Raw genomic sequence first — 24,069 nt, 5'->3', positions numbered from 1 at the left:
TGCTTTCAAGGAGCCGCCATGCCCTTGCACCGTCTCGCCCGGATCACCATGGGTGTGCCCGACGTCGATGCCACGCACGACTACTACGCCGACTTCGGGCTCACCGCGCTGGGCCGCGGGCGCTTCGCCTCGGTTGACGGCGGTGAGCAGCTGAAGATCGAGCACGCCGCCCGGCGGCGGCTGGACGAGTTGGTCGTCGCCGTCGATGACGCCGACGACCTCGGGCGCATCGGCGCCGCCCTGGACCGCCTGGAGATGCCGTACGTCCGCGACGGGTGCTGCCTGCGCGCGGTCGATCCGGGAACGGAGGTGACCGTCACCGTCGAGGTCCGGCCCCGTCTCGTCCAGCCTGCCGCCACACCGGTGTCGTACAACGGGCCCGGCCGTGCCGAGCGGCCCGACGGCCGGGCGCCGGCGGTGGTGCGCGAGGGCGCCGTCCGGCCGCGCCGCCTGGGGCATGTGGTCCTCGGGTCGACCGACCAGCCCGCCTCTCAGCGGTTCTTCACCGAGGGTCTCGGCTTCAAGGTCAGCGATCTGGTCCCGGGCGCCGCCTTCCTGCGGTGCTCCACCGACCACCACAACGTCCTGGTGCAGCAGGCCCCGATCCCCTTCCTGCACCACTCCTCCTGGCAGGTCGACGACGTCGACGAGGTCGGGCGCGGCGCGACGCGCATGCTGGAGGGCCACCCCGAACGCCATGTCTGGGGCCTGGGCCGCCACCACGTGGGCTCGAACTTCTTCTGGTACCTCAAGGACCCGGCGGGCAACTTCTCCGAGTACTTCGCCGACATGGACTGCATCGTCGACGACCAGCTGTGGACGCCCCGGGTGTGGGAGGACGCCCGCGCGCTCTACAACTGGGGCCCGCCGGTCCCGCCCTCCTTCCTCCAACCCGAGGACCTCGCCGCGCTGATGACCGGCGCCCACGACGCGAGCTGACGACCCGTACGGCAGAAGGACACCATGAACGAGAACCACACGGAGACCGGAGCGGGCGGGATGACCGCACCCGGAGCGGGCGGCACGACGGACAGCGCCCGGGGCCCGGTCCCGGCAACCGACGCCATCGGCGCCGCCGGGGATGACGCGTACGACGTGCTGGTCGTCGGCGCCGGCCCGGTCGGGCTGACCACCGCGATCCAGCTCGGGGCACGGGGGTGGCGGGTCGGCCTCGTCGAACGCTGGCCCCACCCCTACCCGCTGCCGCGGGCGGTGGTCTTCGACCACGAGGTCGCCCGCATCCTGGCCTCACTGGGCCTGACAGACGCCCTGTCCACGTTCAGTGAGCCGGCCACGGACTACGAATGGCGCAACGGCACGGGCGAGACCCTGCTGCGGCTGGCGTTCGAGGACACCGGCCACTCCGGCTGGCCGACCATGAACATCTTCACCCAGCCACAGCTGGAGGGCGCCCTGGAGGCGCAGGCCCGTCGCACCGCGGACGTCGACGTGCTGCGCGGCTGGGAGGCCGTGGACCTCGTCGAGGACGCGTCCGGGGTCTCCCTGACCGTCGCCGAGAGCACCGGGGACGAGCCGGTGCTGCGCAGTGGGGTGCGCAGGTGCCGTACGCTGCGCGCGCACTTCGTCGTCGGCTGCGACGGCGCCAACAGCTTCGTCCGCTCCCGGATGACGACCACGATGACCGACCGCGGCTTCCAGCACGACTGGCTGGTCCTGGACGTCCTCCCACACGACCGGAACCGCGTCTTCGCCCCGCGCAACCTCCAGATCTGCGATCCCACCCGGCCCACCACCGCCGTCTCCGGCGGGCCCGGCCGCCGCCGCTGGGAGTTCATGCTGCTGCCCGGCGAGTCATCCGCCGAGTTCGGCAGCGCGGAGAACGCCTGGCGGCTGCTGGCCGACTGGGACGTGCACCCGGGCAACGCCACCCTGGAGCGGCACACCGTCTACACCTTCCGCGCCCGCTGGGCTGAGAACTGGCGCGAGGGCCGCCTGCTCCTGGCCGGGGACGCCGCCCACCAGATGCCGCCGTTCGCAGGACAGGGCATGTGCTCAGGCATCCGGGACGCCGCCAACCTCACCTGGAAACTGGACCTCTTGCTCTCCGGCCATGCCGACGCAACCCTGCTGGACACCTACACCACGGAACGCTCCCAGCATCTGCGGCACGCCATCGAACTCTCCGTCTTCCTGGGCGGCATCATCTGCGAACCCGAGCCCGCAGCCGCCTCACAGCGCGACGCGCGGATGCTCGCCGACCGGCAGGCCGGCCGGGACCCGCTGGCGGACATGCCCCCGCAGATGCTCACCGGAGGACTGCTGCGGCAGGGGGCGGACGGCGCGCCAGAGGCCCCGGCCGGACAGCTCGGCTGCCAGGGCCGGGTCCGTTTCCGCGGCCGCACCGGGCTCTTCGACCAGGCCGTCGGCACCGGCTTCGCCCTGCTCGCCACCGAGGACCCGCGCGCCGTGCTCGACGAGGAGACCCTCGGCTGGTGCGAGCGGCTCGGCATGCATCTCCTGCGGGTCACCGGCGACCCCGCGGCGAACGGGCCGGCCGATGTCGTCGACCTCGACGGCACCTACCGCACCCACCTGGAGCGCTGCGGCCAGGGCGCCCTGCTGCTTCGTCCGGACCACTACGTCTTCGGCGGCGCGTCCCGCACGGAGCAGATGCCCGGTCTGGTGGCGGCGCTGCGGCGGGGGCTCGCTCCGTCGGCAACCGCCGCGGTGCCCGCCCGGTGAGGCGACGCCTTCCCTCCCGTCCGCATCGGGAGGGAAGGCCAGCCCCCGCAGACAGCGGAGACCGGTGATAGAGGTGGGGTGAGGCCACGGCGCGGCACAGCACGACATGGCGCGGCCCCGGCCCCGGCAACCTTGAACTCGAAGGGCGGCGCTCATGACACGTCAGTGGCTCCGGCAGCTCCGGCCGGACCCGGGCCGCCCGCTCCCCGACCCGGCGATTTCCCCGGCCGCCGCGACCGCCATGACCGCAGTCCTCGGACCCGAGCCCGTCCGGTGGGCGGTGCAGACCGCCGACACCATGGCCGCGGAAATCCTGGGGCAGGTTCCCGAACACGGCGGCGGCCCGGCACCCCTGGCCACCCTGCGACGCTCAACCGAATCGACAGTCCTGGCGGCACTGCGACTGCTGCTCACCGAAAGCTCCGGCGAGGGTGCCGCACTGCCCGACGAAGCCCTGGAGGGCTGCCGCGAGTTCGCGCGCCGCGGCCTCAGACTCGACCAGGTCCTGCGCGGAGTGCGGCTCGGCCACGCCAGGCTCACCCATGAACTCACCACGGCCATCGAGCAGTACGTCCCGGCCGGCGAACGCCTCACCGAGCTGCGCCGGATCACCGAGGAACTCTTCGCCCACGCCGACACCCACGCCGGCCTGATGGCCGAGTCCTACATCGCCGAACGGGACCGCTGGCGCGGCAGCGACGAAGCGGCTCGCCGCAAGACGGTCGACGATCTGCTGGCCGCACGCCCGGTGGAACCGGAAGCCGCGACCCGGCGGCTGCGCTACGACGTCGCCCGTACGCACCTCGCCGCCGTGCTGTGGTGCGACGACACCGAGGACCCGCTGCCCGCATCGGAGCGGCTTCAGCACACGGCGACCGCGCTGGCCCGCACGGTCGGCACTGACAGCACCCTCATGATCCCCGCCACCGGGAACATCGCCTGGCTGTGGCTGCACGCCCCCGACGACCTCACCGGCCTCACCGACCGCGCACGGGCCGGGACCGACCACGCCCCGGGAGTATGCCTCGCCGTCGGCCCGCCCGCGCACGGCATGGCCGGGATGCGCCGCAGCCACTACGGCGCACGCGAGGCGGAACGCGTCGCCCGGCTCGCTCCCGGCAACTGGCTGACCGACTACCGCGAGGTACGCCTGGTCGCCCTGGCCACCGCCGACCCCGAGCACGCCCGCTGGTTCCTGCACGACCTCCTCGGCCCACTGGCCTCCGACGGCACCCGGGTGCGGGAACTGCGTGAGACCCTGCGGGTGTACCTCGCCGAGGAGCGCAGCCTCCGGGCCGCGGCCGGCGCCCTGCACGTGGCCCGCAACACCGTCACCTACCGCGTCAAGCGCGCCGAAGAGCTCCTCCCGGCACCCACCACCCCAGGCAACACACTGGAACTGCGCCTCGCCCTGGAGATCGCCCGGGCCCTGCTCGGCTGAACCGGCACCGCGAGGGCGCAGTTCGTTGTCCTCGCTGTGGGCTGCGGGGGGGGGCTCGCTCCACGCCATATCTCAGGAGTCATCTGACGCCCGGGCCACGTGGTCTGGGCCTCAACACGCGCCCCATCGTGCCCGAGGGACCGTGGTCCACGAGCGGGGAATCCATCCCCTGGGCTCTGCTTCTGGGCAACAGCGCATCCGCCCGACAGCCGCGTACCTTCGCGCAAGCGATCGCCATACCTGTCGACAACGGGGCCTCTGGCATGCGGCAAACCGTCGCCTGCGGGTACGCCTCCGATTCGGAGCCGCATCGCCCACCGTGCCAGTGCCGTGCCGGACAGAGCGGTAAACCACGGTCGACAAGGGGCAGAGATGCAACTGCGCAAGCCACCCCAACCACGACGTCTTCGCTGGTCAGGAAGGCATCGGATACACGAAAGCCCCCTGATTCCCAAGCTCAGAGCGCGGGTTCGATTCCCATCACCCGCTCCATAGTTGAGGCCCAGGTCGGAGACCTGGGCCTTGTTCGTTGTCTAGACCTGGCCATCGGACGCTCCGGCCAATCGCCCCGGGCGGCCGGGCGGCCGGGCGGTGCGCCGGCCGTCGAGCAGTGCCAGGCCCACCGGAGTGAGGCTGTGATGCACGCAGTTGCGCAGGCGATTGCTGGAGATCAGGCCTGCGCTCCGCAGGACGGCCGCATGCTCACTGGCGGAGGAGAGGGAGACTCCGGCGCGCCGGGCCAGTTCGCTTGTGGTGCATTCGCCGCCGAGGGACTCCAGGACAGCGGCCCTGGTATGTCCCAGGAGCCGCGCGAGGTGCGGGCCCTCCACGGCGGACGGCGGTGTCAGGCCGGACCCTGCGGGGCGTGCCGGATAGACGAGGGTCGGCGGCAGGGACGGGTCGGCCAGTGCGACCGGCGTCCGGTGGCAGAAGTACGACGGAATCAGGAGCAGCCCCCTGCCCTCCAGGTGTAGGTCCATGTTGACCGGATAGTCGGATTCCAGGACGGGCGGCCGCCAGCACAGAGCGGGCCCGAAGGTGCGCAGCATCGCGTCGGTGCCGCCGTACCACTGGGTTCGCGCCCGCCAGGTGCGGTCGGCCTCGATCCGCGCGCGGATACGCTGCCACGACGTACCGAGGGCGTGGTGCCGGTAGTCGCGCAGGGCTTCCCCGAGGCGGTGGAGCACGGGCGAGGCACCCTCCGCGACCGACCGGACCCAGGGATCGATCGGCCGTTCCACCGCCAACTGCGATATCTGGCCGCATAATTGGGCCCGCGGTGTCGATAGCAATGCGTCGAGTCCCACCTCGAACCCTTCCGCGCTCTCAGCGGGGGTAAGGAAGTCCGGGAAATAGCCATGGATGGGAACCAGAGGCACGAGCAGGCGCAGCGCGGCCCGGCAGTTCCTGACGACATGTCTCTGCCAGCGGGCCATGGCGGGGTCCGACTGGCGTTCCCGTAGTTGGTGCAGGCTCAGTACGGATTCCCAGAGCGGATCAGGGCCGTCAGCAACACGTGTACGGGCCAGGTCTCCGGCCGAGAAGTGGATGCGCAGCATGTGTCCCCCATGTGCGGAAGGCGTTCACCGCTCCCCCTGAGCGGCGCCGTCGACACCGTCATAGAAGCAGCGGCTGTCGAAGTACGTGCTGTGACCTTGCGGCGACGGCGGGTTCCAAGGCAAGAAGAATCGGGGAGATGGGACAACGGGACGCCGGAACGGGCCTCAGCTGCCACGCTTTGGCCCAGTGGGACGGGACGAGGGCACGCGTCCCACGCCCAATGGGGAATCGGGACAATGGGGGTGCGATGCCGTCCGATACGGGAACGCAGGAACCGTCGGAACTGGCCGAGCTGCTGGAGGAACTGAAGCAGCGCAGCGGACGCAGCTATACCGCGCTGGCCCACCGCACCGGCCTGAGCCGGTCCACTCTCCACCGCTACTGCCAAGGCATGACCGTCCCGGGCAGCTTCGGCGCGGTCGAGCGGGTGGCGCGCGTCTGCGGGGCGAGTCCGGCTGAGCTGGACCGGCTGTACCGAGTCTGGTCGCGGACGACCGCCCAGGAGGCCCCGGACGGCGACAAAGAGGTCCCGGACCACGAAGCGGACGAGGAGTACGGGACGGCCGCGGGAGCGGATCTGCGCGCGGCCGGCGCGAGTGAGACCGATGCGAGCCAGGGCGCGCGCAACGCCCGGCTGCCGCTGCCTCGCGCACCCTCCTTGCTGCGCGCAGCGGCACTGCTGCTCGTCCTTGTTGTCGCCTCCGTCGCGAGCGGGGCCCTGATCATCGGCAGTGAGGACAGCGGCGGCGGGAGGAGCTCAGGTACGCGCACCGGGCGCGGGAGCCGGGCCCCCGCCGGTCAGCAGCTCCAGGGGCCGCTCTGGTCCGTCACGCCGCGCCGGGTGCCACCGGAATTCTTCGGGCTGACGATGAACACCGATACGGGAGAGATGCCTGCTTTTCGCACTGGTGCCGTACGGCTGTGGGAAAGCGGGACCCGCTGGGGCACCATCGAACCCCGGCGCCACCACTACGACTGGTCAGTCCTGGAGCGGACGGTCAAGTCTGCCGAACGGCACAGACTGCCGGTCCTTTTCACCCTCTCCGGCACGCCGCTGTGGGCGGCCCCGGGCGGCCGTAAGTCCGCCTACGGCGATTCGCTGGCCTCGCCCCCGGCCGACCTCACGGACTGGGACCACTTCGTGAAGAAGGTCGCCACGCGCTACCGCGGCCGCATCGGGTCGTACGAGCTCTGGGACTATCCCAGCCACCCGCTGCACTACGCCGGGAGCATCGCCGTCCTGGCGAAGATGGTCGAGCGGGCGGCCGCGATCATCCATCGCGCGGACCCCGGGGCGCTGGTGGCCTGCCCGTCCTTCGGCGAACTGTGGGAGGAGCGCGGCCGGGAGCTGTTACGGCAGTTCGCGCGCACCGGCGCGTACGAGAGCTGCGACGTCGCGGCGCTGAAGATGCCGCCGCACAGGGCTGACTCGCCGCCGGAGGAGATCATCGATCTCGCGCGGAATGTGCATGACCTCTTGTTCAAGGAGGGCCTGAGGGAAATCCAGGTGTGGAACACCGGACCGGACAGGAGCGTCGCCGTCACTCTGCCGCTGGACGCCCGCCACGCCCGCGACTACGCGGTGCGCTTCTACCTGGCGGGGCTCTACAGCTGGCATTACGGAATGCGGCGGATGTACTTCTACAGCTGGGGGAGCACTGGCGTGCCACTCGTGGTGCAGCCTGTCGGCGGGCGCCCCACAGAGGCCGGGCTGCGCATGGACCGGCTGCGGCAGTGGCTGGACGGCGCCCGGATCGCCGCCTGCGGACAGGGCGCGCAGATGGGCCTGCCGGAAGGCGCGTACACCTGCCGCTTCGAGCGGGACGGCAAGCCGTTCTTCGTGCGCTGGACCACGAAGGGGCGCGCGGACGTGTCCGCGAACGAGGGCGCGTACCGTCTGCGTCACATGGACGGCAGGACGGTACGCGTCCAGGCTGGTGACCGGATCAGCTTTGGCGAGGAGCCGGTGCTGATCGAATCCCGCGCGGGATGAGAACCCAGGGGTCACATTCCGTCAGTAGTGCACGCGGGCCCCGACCGTGCGGGGGGACATGCAACTCCTGCCCGGACCATACGGAACTCCCACCGGGGCCCCTGTGCACGGGGACCCCGATGGAAGAGGCCGACCGCGCCTCAGCGCAGTCGAGAGAGGCTCGACCTCACTTCGTACAGCCCTTGAGCTGCTTGACGTACGTGGTCGACGACCGCACCCACGCGCCCTTGCCGTCCGCACCGCCACCGCCGTCCAGACGGCGGTAGAGCTTTCCGTCGGGCTTACGGGTGTGGTTGCAGCCCAGCATGACCGTCTTGCCCTTCTTCAACTTGCCGTAGGACTTGTACTTGGTGCCGGCCCAGGCACGCTTGTTGACCGACTTGACCACCTTGAACGGTGCCCACTTGGTCGGCTTGGGGGCCGAGCAGGAGTGGGAGACCTCGTTCTTCCAGGTGTGGCCGGCGCCGTTGTACGTCATCGGGTAGAGGCTGGCGGTGCTCCGGTGCGCCCCGCCGTCCGTCCCTCCCCAATGGTCCGCGTTCTTCTTGCCCTTGGCGACCTCGAAGTGCAGGTGGGGGTGGCCGTTGGCGGTGGGGCCGTCCTTGCCGACGGTGCCGATCTTCGTGGTGCGCTTGACCTTGTCGCCCCTGCTGACGCTGCGCGACTTCAGATGGAGATAGGTGGTGTAGTAGCCGCCCTTGTGCTGGATCTGGATAGTGTTGCCGGAACCCTGGGCGAAGCGGGTGGAGAAGACGACCTTGCCGGCGGCTGCGGCCTGCACCGTCTTGCCTTCCGCCTTCGCGTTCCCCTTGTCGATGTCGAGGGCGGGGGAGTGGGAAGCGGCGCCGGAAGACACCCGCCACTTCGTCCCGCAGGGGAACGGCAGGAAGAGGCGGGGCTTGGCGGCTGCGGCGGACCGGCCGGCCTGAGCGCTCTGCGCGGCGATCTGACTGCCCGTGGTGTGGGCAGGTGTGTTGCTTCCAGCCATGGCGGCGCTGGTGCTCAGAGTTCCCCCTGCCAGGGCGAGGGCGGTAACGCCGATTGACAGGCGTGTGCGGTTGTTCATCGTGAGTTGTCCCCGTAGTACGCCCGGTGGGCGGTGGGCGCGATCCCGGCGCCGCTTTGTATGGCGACGCAAGCAAGACGCTAGAGACGCTCAGCGCACAGCAGAAGGTGTTTCGGGCGGGGCCGAAGCGGCTTTATCAGTGGGCCCCGCTATGGGCACTGGTGCGCACCATGAGGGGCCTGCCTCCGCCGGCTGGCTCGTTGGCCACTGACATGAACTCACCGGATAGGCCCTTAGCGGTCGCCCAGCAGGCGGCCAACCCCATGCATCGCTTCGGCAGCCCGGAGGAGATCGCGGCGAGAATCGTGTTTCTGGCCGGCCCGGGAGCATCCTTCGTTACCGATGCCGTCTTCTACATCGACGCCGGCTACCCGTTCCGGCCAGCCAACGAAAAGGAGCCGGTCACTCTCGGAGGCGCCATCAGCTCCATGACGACGAACGACCAGATTGCGAACCACAACGCCGGCCCTCTCCCCTCGCGGGATCCCGATGGGCCACCTGCCCCGCCATACCCAAGAGCAGCCCCGCACCGCGCCTATCGTGCCCGTGCCCTGACCGTGCCCTCCAGCACGGTCAACAACGGTCAATATCGGCGCGCCAGAGCGCCTGCACGCGCGCGGATACTGCGACGTTTCCCCTGGTCACACGCCCCATTGATCTATCAAGCGCCGTTGATTCCCAAGCTCAGAGCGCGGGTTCGATTCCCGTCACGGCTCCATAGTTGAGGCCCAGGTCGGAGACCTGGGCCTTGTTTGTCGTCCGGACCAGTTCAGGGGTCTCGCACCAGAGCCGCACCAGAAGGCCGACGCCCTCGCCCAGACCTCCCTCGGAGCTGCACGGCACGAACTGCGAGAAGCAGCACGGCAGTTCGAGCGCGCCACGCGCTCCCACATCCGCGCCAAGGACGCTGAAATGTACGCGCTGCGCCGCTCGGCCCACCAGATCGTCCACTCCGGGCCCGCCCTCGGCAGCGGTCAGGACGGTGCCACCACGATCCGTCAGGGCGCCCCCGTGTGGACTGACCACAGTGTGCGGTCGTGCGCTCGGACCGCACGGCGACGCGAGTAAGCCTGTCAGGAGGTGAGGATCGAGATGCCGTCTCCGAGCAGTTTCAACCCGAGGACGAAGAACAGGACCGCCATCACGGCGACATTGTGCTGGGCTGCCCAGTCTTTCCAACTGCCGAGCGTGGTTTCGGCTCGCTCTCCTCCCAACAGGAAGACGCCCAGTGGGGCCAGCAGGCCGAGGGTGGCGATCAGCACGAAGATTGCCAGCGAGGCGATCTGCTGCCCGACCGGCAGACCGGCTGCGCCGATCGAGGCGCCCGCGGCGATCGTCAGCGGGGCGTTCTTGGCGTTGAGCGCGGCCAGGGCCAGTCCGAGCCCGAGGACCTTGACCGGCGTGAGGTGATCGATCGCGCCCATCCACTTCGGCAGCTGGGCTTGCGAGGGATCCTTCGGGCGTCGGTGCCATAGCCGGGCGCCGAAGAGGACGAGGAACACGCCCAGAGCGAGTTTGAGGGCTCCCACCCAGGTGGCCGGGTGATGGTGGGCGGAGGCACCTGCGGGGGAAGCGATCGCGAGCATCAGCGCGCCCAGTGCCGAGAGTCCCAGGATCCAGCCGGTGGTGAAGAGCACTCCGTTGAGCCGTCCCCGAGGCGTCGCGAGGATGAGGATGACGGCGATGATCGGAAGCGGGCTGATCGCGACACCGGCCGCAAGACCCAGCACGTCACCGAGAACTTTGCCCATGGTTACCTCCAGGGGGCAGGGCAGAGATCGGGTCGAGCACGGCTGGGTGGGCGGGAGTGGGTGCCCCGCCCCCTGGGGCTGGGCACCCACGGTCTGTCGTGGGCGTGCCCCGGACCCGCAGAGGGCGCCACTACGATCGCCGCGGCCCCGGCAGCGCCCCTCTGAATGGCGCACTCCCCGGTGATCAGCACCCGCCCTGCAACCGTCCCGACGATCCGGACTCCTGTAGCGCTGGCACAACTCGAACCCTGCTCACGGTGCGGCCGGGATGGCGCCAGGGCGCATGGGCGGACTGTTACGCGGCCGACTTCTCGGCCACGCGGAAGCGGCCGGCCGGGAGCGTGACGACGCCGTACTCGGGACATCCCGTCTCATCTTCCTGCGTCGTTGCGGATCTGTCCTCGCGAGCTCCTCAGAACGCGAGGTCCCGCCCTGAGAACGCCAGGTCCCGTCCTGTTGCCGGCCGGCCACCCGCATGACTGCCTTCCCGGAAATGGAGCAGCCGCCCGGCACCCGAGGCTGCTTTCCGCCTCCCCGGGCCGAAGATGCGAAGCCACGCACGGGCGACCAGGATGAAGAGGTGAGGGCGATGGCGCCCGATATCCGAGCGCTTGGCGACCCTCGGACCTATCCGTGGCAGGAGAGCCTCACGATGACTGCGACATCAGGTGCAGCCCAACCAGCTCAGCCCGAGCGCCCGGGCAGGACGGATGGGGTGTGCGGCGAGTTCACCGTCTTTACCAAGATCAAGCCGGGCCACGCGGATGCGCTGCGTAAGGATCTCGCCACGCTCGCCAGCGGGTCGGCTGACGCGGCGGGCCGTGCGGCGCTACGCCAGATCGGCACCCTGCACGACGCCCGGCACGTGATCTTCGACAACGACACCCGGTTCATGTTCGCCAGCGTCTTCGACGGCTCCTGGGACACCTACATCGACGACTTCGCCAAGACGGTAATCGGGTCTCACTTCGACACCATCTTCTCGCACAGCGAAGGGTTCCCTGGCATCAGCGATCCAGGAGTGAAGGACTGGTTCGTCGCCCACCAGGCGCCCGCGAAGAGCTTCGTCAGCTCCTATCCCGACCTGACCGTTCAGCAAATCTGGAAGGACCACCGAGTGGACGAGGCATTCGAGGAGGTGCTGGACACCCCTGAATTCCGGGCGGCGCTGGATAACCCGGCCAACGCCGAGTTGCTGGCCACGCCTGCCTTCCAGAAGCTGCTGGAGGAAGCCGCGGCCTAAGGGCTGTCCCGGACACACCAACACGCAGAGCCGACCCCACATCGGTGGAACGCGACGGCAGGGCGCGCGGGCCGGCGGCGTAGGGCTGCCCAGGCAGAGACCGATGTGGAGGCACAAGCGATCATGAACACGGCGGACAGCACCGGCGCAGCGGGCGTGCGCGTCGAGATCGACGACGTCCAAAGCGGGGCCCTGCGTCCACGGCCCGTGCCGTACGAGGGAAAGTTCCTCTTTCTGCGGGTCGACGACCGCCACGCCGGGCGCGCCCTGCTGCGGCGGCTGCTCCCGTTGACCGCAGGTGGTCTGCCCAGCGTGGACCGGAGCCAGGATGCCTGGGTGGCGGTGGCGTTCACCTACCAGGGGCTGAGGGCGCTGGGGGTGCCCCAGGAGTCGCTGGACAGCTTTCCGGAGGCATTTCGTCAGGGCATGGCTGCTCGCGCGGAGCGGATCGGCGACGTGGGCGAGAACGCCCCGGCCCACTGGGAGACACCGTTCGGAACCGGTGATGTTCACATCGCGTTGAGCGCCCTTTCCTCCGAGGCGGCGCAGCTGGACAGGGCGCTGGAGCGGGCCCGTGTCGCCTACGAGGACACGCCCGGTGTCCAGGTGATCTGGCAGCAGGACGTCCACCAGCTCCCGACCGGCCGCACCACCTTCGGTTTCCGCGACGGCATCAGCCACCCGAACATCGAGGGCGTCGGCCTGCCCGGCTCCAACCCGCAGGAAGCCCCCATCAAGGCCGGCGAGTTCATCCTCGGCTACCCCGATGAAACCGGCAATCTGCCCTCCATGCCCAGCCCCGATGTACTGGGGCGCAACGGAACCTACGTGGCGGTGCGCAAGATTCACACCAAGGTGGCGGCCTGGCGTCAGTACCTGCGCGCGAACACCTCCAGCGCCGAGGAGGAGGCGCTCCTGGCGGCGAAGATGGTCGGGCGCTGGCCCAGCGGGGCGCCGCTGGCGCTGGCGCCGGAGCACGATGACCCGGAGCTGGCGGCCGATCCGCACCGCGTCAACAACTTCCTGTACCGGGAGAACGACGATCGCGGCTTCCGGTGCCCTGCCGGTGCACACATCCGGCGCATCAACCCCCGCGATTCCACGATCATCGGCGACGCACGGATGCACCGCCTCATCCGCCGCGGCACCACCTACGGCCCACCGCTGCCAGAGGGAGTGCTGGAGGACGACGGCGCCGACCGGGGCCTGGTCGGCGTCTTCATCGGAGCCCATCTGGAACGACAGTTCGAATTCATCAAGGCCGAGTGGGTCAACGACGGCAACTTCATCGGCCACCCCGGCGAGAAGGACCCGGTAGCCGGGCATCACGACGGAACCGGCAGCGCCACCATCCCGGAAAAGCCGATCCGGCGCCGCCTCCAGAACCTGCCCAGCTTCGTGGTCACCCGCGGCGGCGAATACTGCTTCCTCCCGGGCCTGCGCGCCCTGCGCTGGCTCGCCGAACTGGAGGACTGAGAGCGAATTCTTGCCCCTGAGGCCCCACCACGGTCCTCGAAAAGAGGTCGAAGTCATGGCAGCACAGTTCGTCCGCTACACGCCGGACGTCGAAGACGATGACCCGCACTTCGCACAGCACCTCCAGACGGTGATCGCAAAGACCGAGAACTACATCACCGAGTCAGTGAAGGCCGGTGGCACCGGCCGGGCCCTCCGCGACGCCCACGCCAAGGGCTACGGGCTGGTCCGAGGGGAAGTGGAGACCCTGGACGGGCTTCCCCCCGAGTACGCCCAAGGCATCTACGCGACTCCGGGAACCCACGATGCGCTCATCCGCTTCTCCAACGGCTCGCCCCACGCCGGAGCCGACGCGCGACTGGGCGCGGCCACCGGACTGGCACTGAAGATCTTCGGCATCGACGGCCCGACCCTGCTGGAAGACGAACCGGACACCGGCACGTTCGACTACGCCAACATCAACGCACCGATCTTCTTCTGCAACACGGTCGAGCACTACCTGTTCATCCAGGAACTGTTCCTGGACGCCCCGTCCTACTTCTCTCGCGGCCGACCCGGCGCGCATCGTTTCTTCACCGAGTTCGTGACCGGAAAGGGAACCCTCGACCAGGACAACTGGGCATGGGACGAGTTCCTGGCCTTCCTCCGCCTGTCCAAGATCCCCCCGGTCAACGTACTGCTGTCGAGCTACTGGACGATGGGCGCGGTCCGGCACGGGGACTACATCGCCAAGGTGCGCATCACCCCCGACCCGCACTTCGCCGCCGCGGTGGTCCGGCGCGACATCGACCCGGCCTCCGCACCGGAGGTCTTCCGGCCGGCCCTGCAAGCCGAACTGCTGGAGCGCCCCTACGTCTTCGACATCCAGGTCCAACTCTGCACCGACCTGGAACGCATGCCGGTGGAGGACACCACCGTGGAGTGGCCCGAGCAGCTCTCGCCGTCCGTCACCGTGGCCAGGCTGCGGCTGCCGCAGCAGGACATCTCCGGCCCGGACAACCTGGAGAAGATGGACTCATTGTCCTTCACCCCCTGGCGGGTCACCGCCGAGCACGCGCCCCTGGGCAACATCATGCGGGTCCGCAAGGAGGTCTACCGGCACTCCTCCATCGAACGCCACAAGCTCAACCAACAGCCGCGCACAGAGCCGCGCAGCGCCGACGAGGTACTTGGCCCGGCCCGCCATGGCGACTACGCCGGGGGCGAGTAGGCGAAGGAGCTCCTCGCCCCTGTGCCGCCCCGCGACTCAGGCTCCTGGCAGACACGGCCCGTGGCATCAGGTTTCAGCAAGACGCGGCGCAACCTCGGTCACGCCACCCTTCGTGTTGAACAGCTTCAGGCCCGACACCTTCCCCTCCTCGGCTACGTAACCGCAACACCGAGGGGAGCAAGATTGTTTCCGCGAAGGTCTTCGGTCCTGTGAGGGTGGTGTCAGGCAAGGGCGGGCCGCGCAGGCGCGGTGGACGGGTCTGTGCCGAACTCAGTTGATGCGAGGCGGTGTTGAAGACCACGGGGCAGAGTCACGTGCCGGCGGCCGTCGGTTCCTGTCGACACCCACCACTTGACACAGTGATGTGCGCCGCTGACTTGGCACTTTCTTGTCAGGTGCACTCCTCCACAGTGCTGCGAGGATGCCGTTCCGCGTTGATGTGGAGAAGGTTGGCGGCACCTGGCCTCAGCACGAAGACGGAGAACTCGTCTGCGTCCGGTCCATCGGACGGAATATTTGCCACGATGGAGCCGGAGGGGTCAAGCCCGCGGGACAGGTTGAAGACGATTCCGTTCGGTAGCGTTACCCGGATCTCCTCGGCATCGAGTTGGGTCGGGACACCCTCGCATATGGCTTCGATGTGAAGCGGGGCAGACTCCCCCGGCGTGGGATTCGTTGCTGACATGTCGTGATTCTCCTTGTGGGATGGCACCGGACTGCGCCCGAAGAGGCGGCGAAGCATTGGTTGGAGCCGTACTTTGAGGTGTCGTTGGCCTGCTGCGGCGACCGGTGCGAGGGCGGTCGTGGCTGCCGGGTTCAGCCGGTCCTGAACCGTGGGGTCAGACTGCGGGTGCCGGTCGCGGCCAGGGCAGCCGCCAGGAGGGCGATGATGCCCGCCTGCACGGTGAAGGCGGCGATGAGAGAGCCAGGAGTGTTCTGGGCCGCGGACGCGAAGATCAGGGTCCGCTGTACGAGGACGGCGAGGCCGAGCGCGGCCAGTGCGAGGGGCAGTGCAGGGTCTGCCACGTGCTTCGGTGACCGGCGCCGGGCGACCAGCCAGACGGCGGCCGCGGCGATGAATGCCGAGCCTTCGGCCCATCCCACGTCTGCAACCCGAGGCCACAAAACCACGGTCGACGCGCCCACGAGGACGCAGGTGCCCATGAGGGCCGGCCCGGTTGACACCAGCGGGAGCCGGGCGGGCGGGGCATCGCAGTGGAAGCCACAGCACAGGGCAAGGACGGTCAGCCAGGAGAACAGCGCAGTCGCAAGCGAGAGGGCGACCGCCACGGTGCCCCATCCGGCGTCCATGTCATGTATGGCTGACGCCAGGTCGGGAAGGGCCGCGAGGACGGCGGATACGAAGGCGGTGCGCCTGTGGTCGCGCAGCAGCGCCACGTAGGCCACCGTCCAGGCCAGCGGGAGCAGCCACAACGCCGCCTCGTACGGCCCCGGCAGAGCACCATGGTCGGTGAAGCCGCCCCGGAACAACTCTTGGTCCTGCGCGGGGGCGCCTGCGAACCAGGCGAGGAGGAGCGCCCGTACGGTCAGTTCGGAGGCCGCATGCAGCAGCACGCTCAGCAGCGCGAAGAGGCGCACCGTCGCGCCGAAGGTGGCGTAGCGGGCCGGGGCGCCTGCGGCGCCCATCCGGGTGCGGATGGCGAGAGCGGCGATGCTGGCCATCTCGCCCAAGGCGGGACGCATCTCCTCCCGGTCCTGCTCGTCGATCCCGTGCAAGTAGGTCTCCACCATCTCCTCCTCCCGCTCCGTGCGGTAGTAGGAGGGCAGCAGGCGCAGGGCGGTGCGGTAGCGCTGTTCGAGCACGGTCGTCATGCGGTGCCTCCGGCAATTCCTGGGCGACGCACCGATCGGCTGGCGGCAGCCGGCCCGGCGGTCGTGGGGCGGTGGGCGGCTATCCGCTGGGTAGCGGCGCGTGCGCCGGCCGCCATCCGCTCCGCCTCGGCGGACAGAGCCGCCCCGCCGGCGTCGGTGAGGCGGTAGTACTTGCGCAGCCGGCCCTGCTGCACCTCCTCGCGGTCCGGCTCGATGAGCCCGTCGGCCGTCAGCCGGTCCAGCACGCCGTACAACGTGCCGATCCGCAGCTGCACATGCCCTTCGGACAGCTCGTCGACCTCCTGCACGATGCCGTAACCGTGTCGCGGTTCGTCGACCAGTGCGGTGAGGACGAAGAACGCCGCTTGCGTCATTCCTCTGGAAGCCATGCGCTCACTATATCCTGCCTTCCGATATATAGGGGATGGGAGGGGCATCGTTGTCGACCCGGCCATGAGCGTTTCGAGGCGGCAACGGGAACACGGCGGCCGGCGCGACCGCGTGACTCGACGACCGAACGAAGAATGGGCTCGACTGAAGGCGTGTGCGCCCAAGAACGATGGACGGAGCGGGCGTGGGAAGAATCGCCGCCAGGTCATGGACGGGATGCCGTTCCGGCAGCGGATCGGCACCCCGTGGCCGGTCAGCGCCAAGTGGCCGGACGGTGCATCGGAGTCGGCGGGCGGCTGGGGTCATGGCGTCGCACTGGAGGGCGTGCGTGCGGGGCCCTCCAGCGGTCGCGTCAGTGGGCGGCACCGAGTTCGATGGTCAGAACGCCGGCGACGATGAGGGCGATGCCCAGGCCCATGACCTTGGTGAGCGGCTCCTTGAACAGGATGCGGACGGTCAAGGTGCATCTCCATCGCGGACGTGCGGCCCTGGCCCGGCTTCTCTCCGACTCGGAGCTGGATCCCCGCCCGGGTGGGCTGTCGGAGGTGAAGCGTGGCTGACCAGACTGAATTGGGCCGGCGCCTGCAAGCGCTCACCGAGTCGACCCGGCATCGTGTCGCAACAGTGTCTGCTGAGCGGGTGCGTGCCCGCGGTGACCAACGCCGTCGCCGCGAGCGTGCCGCCGCGACAGCGGGCGGGGCGTTCTTGTCGGTTGCACTCGTCGCGGGGGGGTGCCGGGCTGCTGTCGATGTGGTCCTCTTCGGTACCGGACCCCGTAGCGATCGCGCCCGCGCCGACCGTCTCTGCTTTCAGCACCCCGACTCCTGCTCCCGGCGAGGAGTACGCGAGCGAACTCGGCTACGTGTACGGGGCCGTGGCCGAGAGCGGCAAGGTGCGGATCACGGTCAGGCAGTTGCGCGAGCTCCGCGGGGATGCGGCGTCGGCATACGCACGGACCCACGGGCTCACGGCCCCCCCCTCACGGAGAAGCCCTGGTGGTGGACACCGGCACGGTGCACGTGCTGACCCTGCCGGAGTGGACGCCGGTCGAGGCTCATGCGCTGTCCGGGAATCGCGCCACCGATATGAGGCTGGGGCAGCTGGTCGTGGAGCTTGGCTCGCGGCCGAAGTGGACGTTCTGGATCGACTACGACACCAGGCGCCAGGTCGCTTCCCTGCGGGAGGCCGGGCAACGACCGGATCGGGCCGTTACCCGCTCATGACATTCCCGGTGTAACCCGCGGGACCGCCGCACCCGTAGAGCCCATGTACACCGACCACACCCAATCGATGGGGTACCACCATGTTCCACTCGCACCACCGCATCGCCGCGAGCATCACTGCTGTCACCCTCGCCGCCCTTTCCCTGACCGCCTGCGGCAGCAAGGACAACGAAGTGAAGCCCGCCGGGGCCGTTGCCAGCGCCCAGGCGGGCGACGGCAGTAAGTCGGAGAGTCCGTCCGACAGCAGCAAGCCGAGCGGCGTGACCAGTGCCTCGACGTCCGGCGAGCAGCGACGCGCGCCTGGACAGGTCGACAATCGCCACAGGGCCAACTCCAAGCGCTTCGTGCAGATCCACAGCGCCGGGGTCACCGGCGGTCAGACGTACCTGATGGTCCGCCCCGCCCTGAAGAAGCCCGTCACCAGCCCGACCGAGGGCTGGGAGGTCATCCCGACGACGGGCACGTTCACCACGGTGACCCTGGCGAAGAACGCGCGGGTACTGGCATCGGCACCGCTCACCGGCCAACCCGCCCCGAAGCAGATCAGCCAGGCCGAATTCGCCAAGCAGGCGAACAAGCTGAACAAGGAGAAGCCCCTCGTCGGCTTCGACCTCACCTTCAATGGTGACGGCGACGTGGTCAAGGTGCAGTCCCTGTACACGTCCTGAACCGACTGCATGGCCGGTGACGGAATGACCGGGGCCGTTGCCGGCCGTTCGCTCTCTCAGGTTGCCTGGGGAGAGGAGCGACCGGTCCCGGCGTTCGGCTACCTCGCGCGCAAGGCACTCTGACGCTGATCGGGCCGCTGATGGGTAGGACTCGGTATGCGGTCGCCCCGTGGCGGCACGCTCTACATCGCGGAGGTGCAGATGACGCAGTGTCCCGGGGCGACCCCGTACCCGATCCCGCCCGCAGTGCAGGAAGCGTACGGTCCGGCGGATCTCAGCTCGATGTCCCTGTTCGGTGGGGGGTTCATCAACTTCGGCTACTGGCAGGGCATCGGCCTCGACCAGCCGCTCACCGAACATGACCGGATCAGCAGCCAACAGGCCATGTACCGCCACGTGCTCGCCGCCTTGGCGCCCGTAGAGGAGCCGCGGGCCCTGGAGGTCGGCTCCGGGCTAGGGGTCGGCTGCGCCGTTGCGCTCGAGGAGTACGGCTTCGCGCACGTCACCGGCATGGACATCCATCCGCAGCAGCTCAAGCGGGCTGAACAGGCAAACGCCGATCTGTTGGCCCGCCGCGCCGAACAGCTGCGCTTCGCACACGGAGCAGCCGAAAGCATGCCGTTCGCGGAGGGAGAGTTCGACTGCCTGTACAGCGTGGAAGCCGCCCAGCACTTCCGCGACCTCGACGCGTTCGCCCGGGAAACCGCACGCGTGCTGCGGCCCGGCGGCCGCGCCATCATCGCCAGCTTCTTCGTCCCCGACGCCGACCCGGCCCGACCCGAGCGGCTGGCCGAACTGCTCGACACTTACAGCACCGGCCTGGACATCGCACACACCATCCCGCAGCTCACCGGCAGCCTCGAACGGGCCGGCCTGACCGGGGTCCGCGCCACCCCGATCGGGGCGTCGGTATGGCCGGGCTGGGACCGCTGGCTGGCGCGCATGTGGGAGCCCGGCACCTGGCCTCGCAACTTCCTGCGGGCCTACCGTGAAGGCACCCTCGACTACTTCACGGTCACCGCACAACGACCCATGCCATGACCCGGCGGTCAGCCTTCGGAACCCGATTCCCTGCGGCTCCGAGCAGCGAGGAACACGCGCGCGAAACTGCGGCTTCCGGACATCCCCAGGCCGGTGGGCCGGAGTAGCTGTCTCGCCTGGCGGTCACTGCACCTGAACTGCCCCGCCCCGCCCCGGGGGGAGAATCTGATGGCACGCCCCTTCGGCACGCAATCCGCGTCTCGTGTGCAGCAGCGCCGGTGGGCTCGCAGCGATGTGGCCCTCGCGGGAAGGAGCCTGTCCGGGCCGTGAGGAGACCAGCGTGCCAGTGTCGTGCCAGATCGAGGAGGTAACCAGCAGACAACAAGGGCAGCGAGTCAGCCGGGCGCACACCGTCTATCTAAAGCGTTCTTCCTGTTCAGGAAAGCATGAGACGCCCGAAAGCACCCTGATCCCGCGGCGGCCCAGTAACGCCCAGCTGGACCTGCCCCGGGCGGGCGGCGACCACCGGCGGGTGCTGGCTCTGCTGAGATTCCCGGAAGGAAACGGCGGACCCCGGGCGCCCGCCGAAGGCCCGGCCGATGCCGGGGCGGCGAAAAGATTGGTGCGCGGGGCCGACGAAACCGGGTAACGTCTTTGTCATGTTCTTCCAGACGCCGATTTACGAGTGAGAGCGTGACGGGCCCCTGCTGACGTCCTTCGACGTCGCCGCCCGTCCCCCACCGATGAATCCGTAGATCACTTCACACCATTACCGGGAGAACCCGTGACCGTGAGCAAAAACATCAACAACCCCGTGGGCATGGGCGGCGGCCAGCGCAAGAGGCTGTCCCGCGCCGAACGGCAGAACAACGGTCCGCACCGCAACCTCGACCGCCAGGGTGCAGCCGACCAGAAGGCGGAGCTGGTGCGCAAGATGCGTGAGAAGGCAGGCGCAGCTGAGGGCGCCGGGCAGGCAGACGACACCGCACAGAGCTGACACACCGCCGCAGCAGGGCGGCACCGCACGGGGCAGGGCCCGGACCGCGACGCGCGGTCCGGGCTCTGCTGCTGTACCGGGCGCGGCCGGTCCCGATCAGCTCTCGGCCGACCACCCGCGTCTCAGCCGACCACCCTGGGCAGCCGCAGATTCAGCAGCCCCGTCACCGCCACCACCCCGAGCTGTACCAGGAGCGTCACCACCAGCGCGTTGCCCGTGCCCAGGCCGGGCGACACCGCAGCTATCGCTTGTCCCGTAACTGATCTTCGAACCGGTGCGGGCGAGGAACACCCGCGTGAGCTGGTCGACGCACTGCACCTCAATGCCAACGAGGCGACAGTGCGCCAGTACCGGAAGCTGCTGCGCGACCGCTCGCGTCGTCAACGGGCCTGAAGTTCGCCCACGATCCGTTCAGCCGCGATCCGGGCGGGCGCGAGCTTGGGATCGGCCTCGTCGGCCCAGCGGCCGACGACCTTCGTGCAGTAGAACAGCGCCATCAGCAGCCCGTCCCTACTTTCCAAGTCCTCGCGGCGCTCCCGCCACACCCGCTCCGCAAGGCCGGGGGCCGCCAGAGAATTCCCCCACAGCGAGGCAGCGTCCAGGCCCCTGGGTGCCATGCCCCAGTCCTCCCAGTCGAACAGGCAAAATGTCGGGCCCGTCACGTTCGCCCAATTCAGGTCCGCGTGGGCCGGCCGCCAGTCCGCGAGGGTGGTGTCGAGGTCGCCGAAGGCCGAAGTGACCTCCTGTGTGACCCGGGCCTGCGTGATGGTGACCGTGTCCGGCGTCGCGATGCGGGTGGTGGTCTGGCCGGCCAGGGCGTCCAGGGACCTGTTCAGCTGCCCCCACCAGGCGCCGGGGAGCTGCGGATCGATGGTGAGGGTTCCCCCAGGCCTTACCGGGGCACCGGGAAGCAGGGTCGTCTCATCCGCCCGCCACATAGCCTCGCCTGACGCGTCCCGCCACGCGACGCCGGCCAGCCACCGCGGCATAGCGACGCCCTCCAGCACTGCCGCGGCCTCCGTGCCGTTCCACCCCTGGCCATCGACCCGCGCCAAAGGCCGGCGCTCCAACCGCACCCAGGTCCCGCGGTCCGTGTGCGCGCCGACCGAGCGACGCTTGCGCACCACACTCCCCCGCTCCAAACGAACGTCCAAAGACCGCTCGACCCGGTCGAGCACCTCATCGACCGGTTCGGCACGCAGATCGACAGCAGAAGGGGAAGAAGCCATAGCCAAAATGTGCCATGTTGCGGTGCGGAGCGGCCCCGGTTCCCGTGGAGGAGTGCGTCTAGCGTGCCCCGCGACAGATGGCGCATCGAACGCGCTGCTCAAGCCTTGAGGACATGCCCTTCCGCAGTCATCCGGCCTTCCGCCTTCCCTGCGCGTGTTCCCTTCGACGTCCTTCGTCCATGCGCCGCAGGAACGCGACCTTGCCGTGTCGACCATGGCATCCGGGATGCACGCACCACCACAGCCCCTGAGGGGCGCCCGGTGACCCGCAGGATCTCCGCACTCGGGCTGGGCCCGCGTAGGTGAGAGCCTGGCTGTACTCGGCGATCTCGCAGTCCCCTTGATCGGTGACAAGCTGCAAGTCGAGCCGTTCGGCGGCCTGTCGGGGCCGCCGAACCAGATCCGAACACATGGCACTACCTGGCAGGGCGCCGCGAGCAGGAGCCGGCGGTGGCGTCTCTGGTGCGGGAGGCCCAGGAGGAAGCGGGTCTGGCCGTCGACCCTGCGGACGTGCAGCTGGTGCATGTCGTGCACGTGGTGGACAGCCCGGGCGGGCAGCCGCTGATGCAGCTGGTCTTCGGGGCTCGCCGCTGGAAGGGGGTGCCCGAGGTCCGCGAGCCCGACAAGTGCCTCACCTGGCAGCGGTGGCCACCGCACGAGCTTCCGGAGCAGCTCGTTCCCTATGCACGGACGGCCATTGCCGGCATCGCCGGAGGCCGCATGTATGCGGAGATGGGTTGGGGAGCAGCGCGTGCATGTACACGGCGAACAAGCCCGGGCGAGGGGCTCAGAGCAGGCCCGTCCGGGGGCTGATGCCGTCGGGGGTGCCGAGATGAGCGGCCGGCACGACGTCATGGCCGTGGCGGGGATCTTGGCGTTGCTGTACCGGATCACACTGGCCGCGGGCAGCGAGGGTACGGCGATCTGTGCAGGTGACAGGCCGTGCAGCGACAGCAGCACCATCACCGCCCGCACTACTGTCCGGCCCCGGCCGCGCAGCAGGCCGCGTAATCGCTCGTGCTCGGCGGCGGACGCGTTGGCATATACGGAGGGAGGGCGCACAGTGACCACAACCTCGCCGGGTGGGCGGACGATGCCGGCGCTGCGATCGAACACCCGGCGAGGGCCATGTCAACGCCTGCCGCAGTCAGCGAGGCGATCTGAGACTTCAGGTATCTCGCTCAACCGGCCGGGGCCTCGCTCGTCACGGACCCGTGTCACGAGCCCGATCGGTGACCACTCCGAAGAAGCTCAGTGGGCCCTGTAGCGGGTGGCGAGTGCGTGGAACGCTTGCTTCGGTTCCCAGGGCGTGTCGGGGTAGGCGCGCTTGTCGGCGGGATAGCCGCTGTGCTCGTCCAGGACTTTGACGATGCCGTAGGAGGCGAGGTCCTCGTCCGGTCCGGATGTCCGGTGGGGTGTGCTGAAACCGGCGAAGCTGAACCAGAAGACGGAATCGACGCCCTCCCCCTCGAAGACGGTCATGAGATCGTCGAGGTAGCGGACCTGCTCGCCCTCGTCGCGCACCAGGCCGGGTTTGAGGGAGACGCCGTCGGCCGCCCTCGCCATGTACCAGCCGGCGCCGCCGTGCTCTCCCGCTCCCCGGTAGGTGCAGCAGCCGGCCTCCATGATGGCGACGGGCTTGCCGTGGCCGCATTCCTTGCGCAGGTCGGTGCGGTAGGTGGCGGCATTGCGCAGGCTACGGAAGGCGTCCAGGCCGACGATGTCGAACGGGGCCCAGTCCACGCCGTCCAGAGGGCAGGAGGCGTAGCTCACGCGGCCGCCGAAGAGGGGCCGCACGGCGTCGTCGACCTCCCTCAGGAAGGAGTTGACCTTGTCGGGGATGCCCCGGAGCGCGGCTTCTCGGCCGGGGCCCGCCAGGACCGGAATGCGCTCGTTCAGTGTGTCCCCGGGCAGGTATCCGCGGGCGAACACGCTGAGTTCGCAGCCGGTGACGAGGACGACCTCGGCGCCGTCGCGCCGCAGTCGCTCCGCCCGCTCGGCGCAGTCGGTGAACAGCGGCAGCATCTCGGCATTCGACAGCTCGCAGGGAAACGGCGAGAACCAGACCTCCAGGCCCGCCTCCGCCGCGTACCGCGCCGTAGTCTCGATACGGTCCGGATCGCCCCCGGTGATACGGACAGCGGTGCAGTGCAGGTCCTCCGCGACGACACGCATGTCCCGTTCGACGTCCCGAACGTCGAAGACAGGGCGCGACGTGTCGCCGTTGGGAAAGGTGCCGGTGTCGTAATGGATGCCCTTGCCGCGCAACATGACGAATGCCTCCAGAGGAATGACTGTGTCTGCC

At 69.4% G+C, this 24,069-nt stretch carries 20 protein-coding genes and 3 pseudogenes; 14 read left to right on the top strand and 9 right to left on the bottom strand.

What is annotated here, in order from left to right; all coding sequences use genetic code 11:
- Positions 1–18 precede the first annotated feature (18 nt).
- The 3 genes from M8I34_RS14125 (at position 19) to M8I34_RS14115 (ending at position 4,144) form a co-directional block, all read left to right on the top strand.
- Positions 19–939 carry a VOC family protein gene (locus M8I34_RS14125; protein ID WP_250049800.1) on the top strand — a complete coding sequence of 307 codons (921 nt, stop codon included), beginning with the start codon at positions 19–21 and terminating at the stop codon, positions 937–939.
- A 24-nt stretch (positions 940–963) separates the two neighbouring features.
- A complete protein-coding gene (locus M8I34_RS14120; protein WP_250049799.1) occupies positions 964–2,703 on the top strand; it encodes a bifunctional 3-(3-hydroxy-phenyl)propionate/3-hydroxycinnamic acid hydroxylase in 1,740 nt (579 codons plus the stop codon).
- A gap of 154 nt (positions 2,704–2,857) precedes the next feature.
- Complete coding sequence (locus M8I34_RS14115) at positions 2,858–4,144, top strand: CdaR family transcriptional regulator (protein WP_250049798.1); 1,287 nt, start codon at positions 2,858–2,860, stop codon at positions 4,142–4,144.
- A gap of 533 nt (positions 4,145–4,677) precedes the next feature.
- Here M8I34_RS14115 and M8I34_RS14110 read toward each other — a convergent pair.
- A complete protein-coding gene (locus tag M8I34_RS14110) occupies positions 4,678–5,703 on the bottom strand; it encodes a helix-turn-helix transcriptional regulator (RefSeq protein WP_250049797.1) in 1,026 nt (341 codons plus the stop codon).
- A 248-nt stretch (positions 5,704–5,951) separates the two neighbouring features.
- On the opposite strand from M8I34_RS14110, the gene M8I34_RS14105 reads away from it, so the two are divergent.
- Entirely contained in the window at positions 5,952–7,697 is a 1,746-nt protein-coding gene (locus M8I34_RS14105) for a helix-turn-helix domain-containing protein (RefSeq protein WP_250049796.1), read from the top strand.
- 166 nt (positions 7,698–7,863) lie between these two features.
- Here the strand turns inward: M8I34_RS14105 and M8I34_RS14100 are convergent, their stop codons facing one another.
- Positions 7,864–8,685: a M23 family metallopeptidase gene (locus M8I34_RS14100; RefSeq protein WP_250049795.1), complete on the bottom strand. Its 822-nt coding sequence runs from the start codon at positions 8,683–8,685 to the stop codon at positions 7,864–7,866.
- 248 nt (positions 8,686–8,933) lie between these two features.
- Here M8I34_RS14100 and M8I34_RS14095 point away from each other — a divergent pair, with 248 nt between their 5' ends.
- Together M8I34_RS14095 and M8I34_RS14090 are read left to right on the top strand one after the other, a co-directional pair.
- The gene (locus M8I34_RS14095) at positions 8,934–9,488 is read left to right on the top strand and encodes an SDR family oxidoreductase (RefSeq protein WP_308372292.1); all 555 of its coding nucleotides are present in this window, start codon (positions 8,934–8,936) and stop codon (positions 9,486–9,488) included.
- 79 nt (positions 9,489–9,567) lie between these two features.
- Positions 9,568–9,756 (top strand): annotated as a pseudogene (locus M8I34_RS14090) (mobilization protein); the annotation flags it as partial.
- Positions 9,757–9,836: 80 nt separating this feature from the next.
- On the opposite strand, the gene M8I34_RS14085 reads toward M8I34_RS14090, so the two are convergent.
- Entirely contained in the window at positions 9,837–10,514 is a 678-nt protein-coding gene (locus M8I34_RS14085; protein WP_250049794.1) for a GAP family protein, read from the bottom strand.
- A 589-nt stretch (positions 10,515–11,103) separates the two neighbouring features.
- Here M8I34_RS14085 and M8I34_RS14080 point away from each other — a divergent pair.
- From M8I34_RS14080 to M8I34_RS14070, 3 genes are all read left to right on the top strand, one after another.
- The gene (locus tag M8I34_RS14080; RefSeq protein ID WP_250049793.1) at positions 11,104–11,757 is read left to right on the top strand and encodes a hypothetical protein; all 654 of its coding nucleotides are present in this window, start codon (positions 11,104–11,106) and stop codon (positions 11,755–11,757) included.
- A 123-nt stretch (positions 11,758–11,880) separates the two neighbouring features.
- Positions 11,881–13,233, top strand: coding sequence for a Dyp-type peroxidase (locus M8I34_RS14075; RefSeq protein ID WP_250049792.1), 1,353 nt, complete (start codon positions 11,881–11,883; stop codon positions 13,231–13,233).
- A gap of 55 nt (positions 13,234–13,288) precedes the next feature.
- A complete protein-coding gene (locus tag M8I34_RS14070; protein WP_250049791.1) occupies positions 13,289–14,443 on the top strand; it encodes a catalase family protein in 1,155 nt (384 codons plus the stop codon).
- 391 nt (positions 14,444–14,834) lie between these two features.
- Here M8I34_RS14070 and M8I34_RS14065 read toward each other — a convergent pair whose 3' ends face one another.
- From M8I34_RS14065 to M8I34_RS14055, 3 genes are all read right to left on the bottom strand, one after another.
- Complete coding sequence (locus M8I34_RS14065; protein WP_250049790.1) at positions 14,835–15,128, bottom strand: hypothetical protein; 294 nt, start codon at positions 15,126–15,128, stop codon at positions 14,835–14,837.
- A gap of 131 nt (positions 15,129–15,259) precedes the next feature.
- The gene (locus M8I34_RS14060) at positions 15,260–16,276 is read right to left on the bottom strand and encodes a hypothetical protein (protein ID WP_250049789.1); all 1,017 of its coding nucleotides are present in this window, start codon (positions 16,274–16,276) and stop codon (positions 15,260–15,262) included.
- Positions 16,273–16,650, bottom strand: a complete 378-nt coding sequence (locus M8I34_RS14055) for a PadR family transcriptional regulator (protein ID WP_250049929.1) — start codon at positions 16,648–16,650, stop codon at positions 16,273–16,275. Before M8I34_RS14055 ends, M8I34_RS14060 begins: the two co-directional genes overlap by 4 nt.
- A 1,011-nt stretch (positions 16,651–17,661) precedes the next feature.
- Here M8I34_RS14055 and M8I34_RS14050 point away from each other — a divergent pair.
- From M8I34_RS14050 to M8I34_RS14035, 4 genes are all read left to right on the top strand, one after another.
- Positions 17,662–17,889, top strand: coding sequence for a hypothetical protein (locus M8I34_RS14050; RefSeq protein ID WP_250049788.1), 228 nt, complete (start codon positions 17,662–17,664; stop codon positions 17,887–17,889).
- An 80-nt stretch (positions 17,890–17,969) separates the two neighbouring features.
- Entirely contained in the window at positions 17,970–18,557 is a 588-nt protein-coding gene (locus tag M8I34_RS14045) for a hypothetical protein (RefSeq protein ID WP_250049787.1), read from the top strand.
- A gap of 156 nt (positions 18,558–18,713) precedes the next feature.
- Positions 18,714–19,598 carry a class I SAM-dependent methyltransferase gene (locus M8I34_RS14040; protein ID WP_250049786.1) on the top strand — a complete coding sequence of 295 codons (885 nt, stop codon included), beginning with the start codon at positions 18,714–18,716 and terminating at the stop codon, positions 19,596–19,598.
- 724 nt (positions 19,599–20,322) lie between these two features.
- Positions 20,323–20,535: a DUF6243 family protein gene (locus M8I34_RS14035; RefSeq protein WP_250049785.1), complete on the top strand. Its 213-nt coding sequence runs from the start codon at positions 20,323–20,325 to the stop codon at positions 20,533–20,535.
- A gap of 380 nt (positions 20,536–20,915) precedes the next feature.
- Here M8I34_RS14035 and M8I34_RS14030 read toward each other — a convergent pair whose 3' ends face one another.
- Entirely contained in the window at positions 20,916–21,764 is an 849-nt protein-coding gene (locus M8I34_RS14030) for a hypothetical protein (RefSeq protein WP_250049784.1), read from the bottom strand.
- Positions 21,765–22,145: 381 nt separating this feature from the next.
- Here M8I34_RS14030 and M8I34_RS14025 point away from each other — a divergent pair.
- Positions 22,146–22,577, top strand: a pseudogene (locus tag M8I34_RS14025) (NUDIX domain-containing protein); the annotation flags it as partial.
- A gap of 102 nt (positions 22,578–22,679) precedes the next feature.
- On the opposite strand, the pseudogene M8I34_RS41615 reads toward M8I34_RS14025, so the two are convergent.
- Together M8I34_RS41615 and M8I34_RS14020 are read right to left on the bottom strand one after the other, a co-directional pair.
- A pseudogene (locus tag M8I34_RS41615) lies at positions 22,680–22,826 on the bottom strand (IS630 family transposase); the annotation flags it as partial.
- Positions 22,827–23,015: 189 nt separating this feature from the next.
- Positions 23,016–24,035 carry a hypothetical protein gene (locus M8I34_RS14020; protein ID WP_250049783.1) on the bottom strand — a complete coding sequence of 340 codons (1,020 nt, stop codon included), beginning with the start codon at positions 24,033–24,035 and terminating at the stop codon, positions 23,016–23,018.
- Between the last annotated feature and the right edge of the window lie 34 nt (positions 24,036–24,069).

The sequence above is a fragment of the Streptomyces sp. MCA2 genome (genome assembly GCF_023544705.1).
GTDB lineage: Bacteria > Actinomycetota > Actinomycetes > Streptomycetales > Streptomycetaceae > Streptomyces > Streptomyces decoyicus.
Note: the sequence above shows the minus strand (reverse complement) of the source record. Positions and strands in the feature narration are given on the sequence as shown.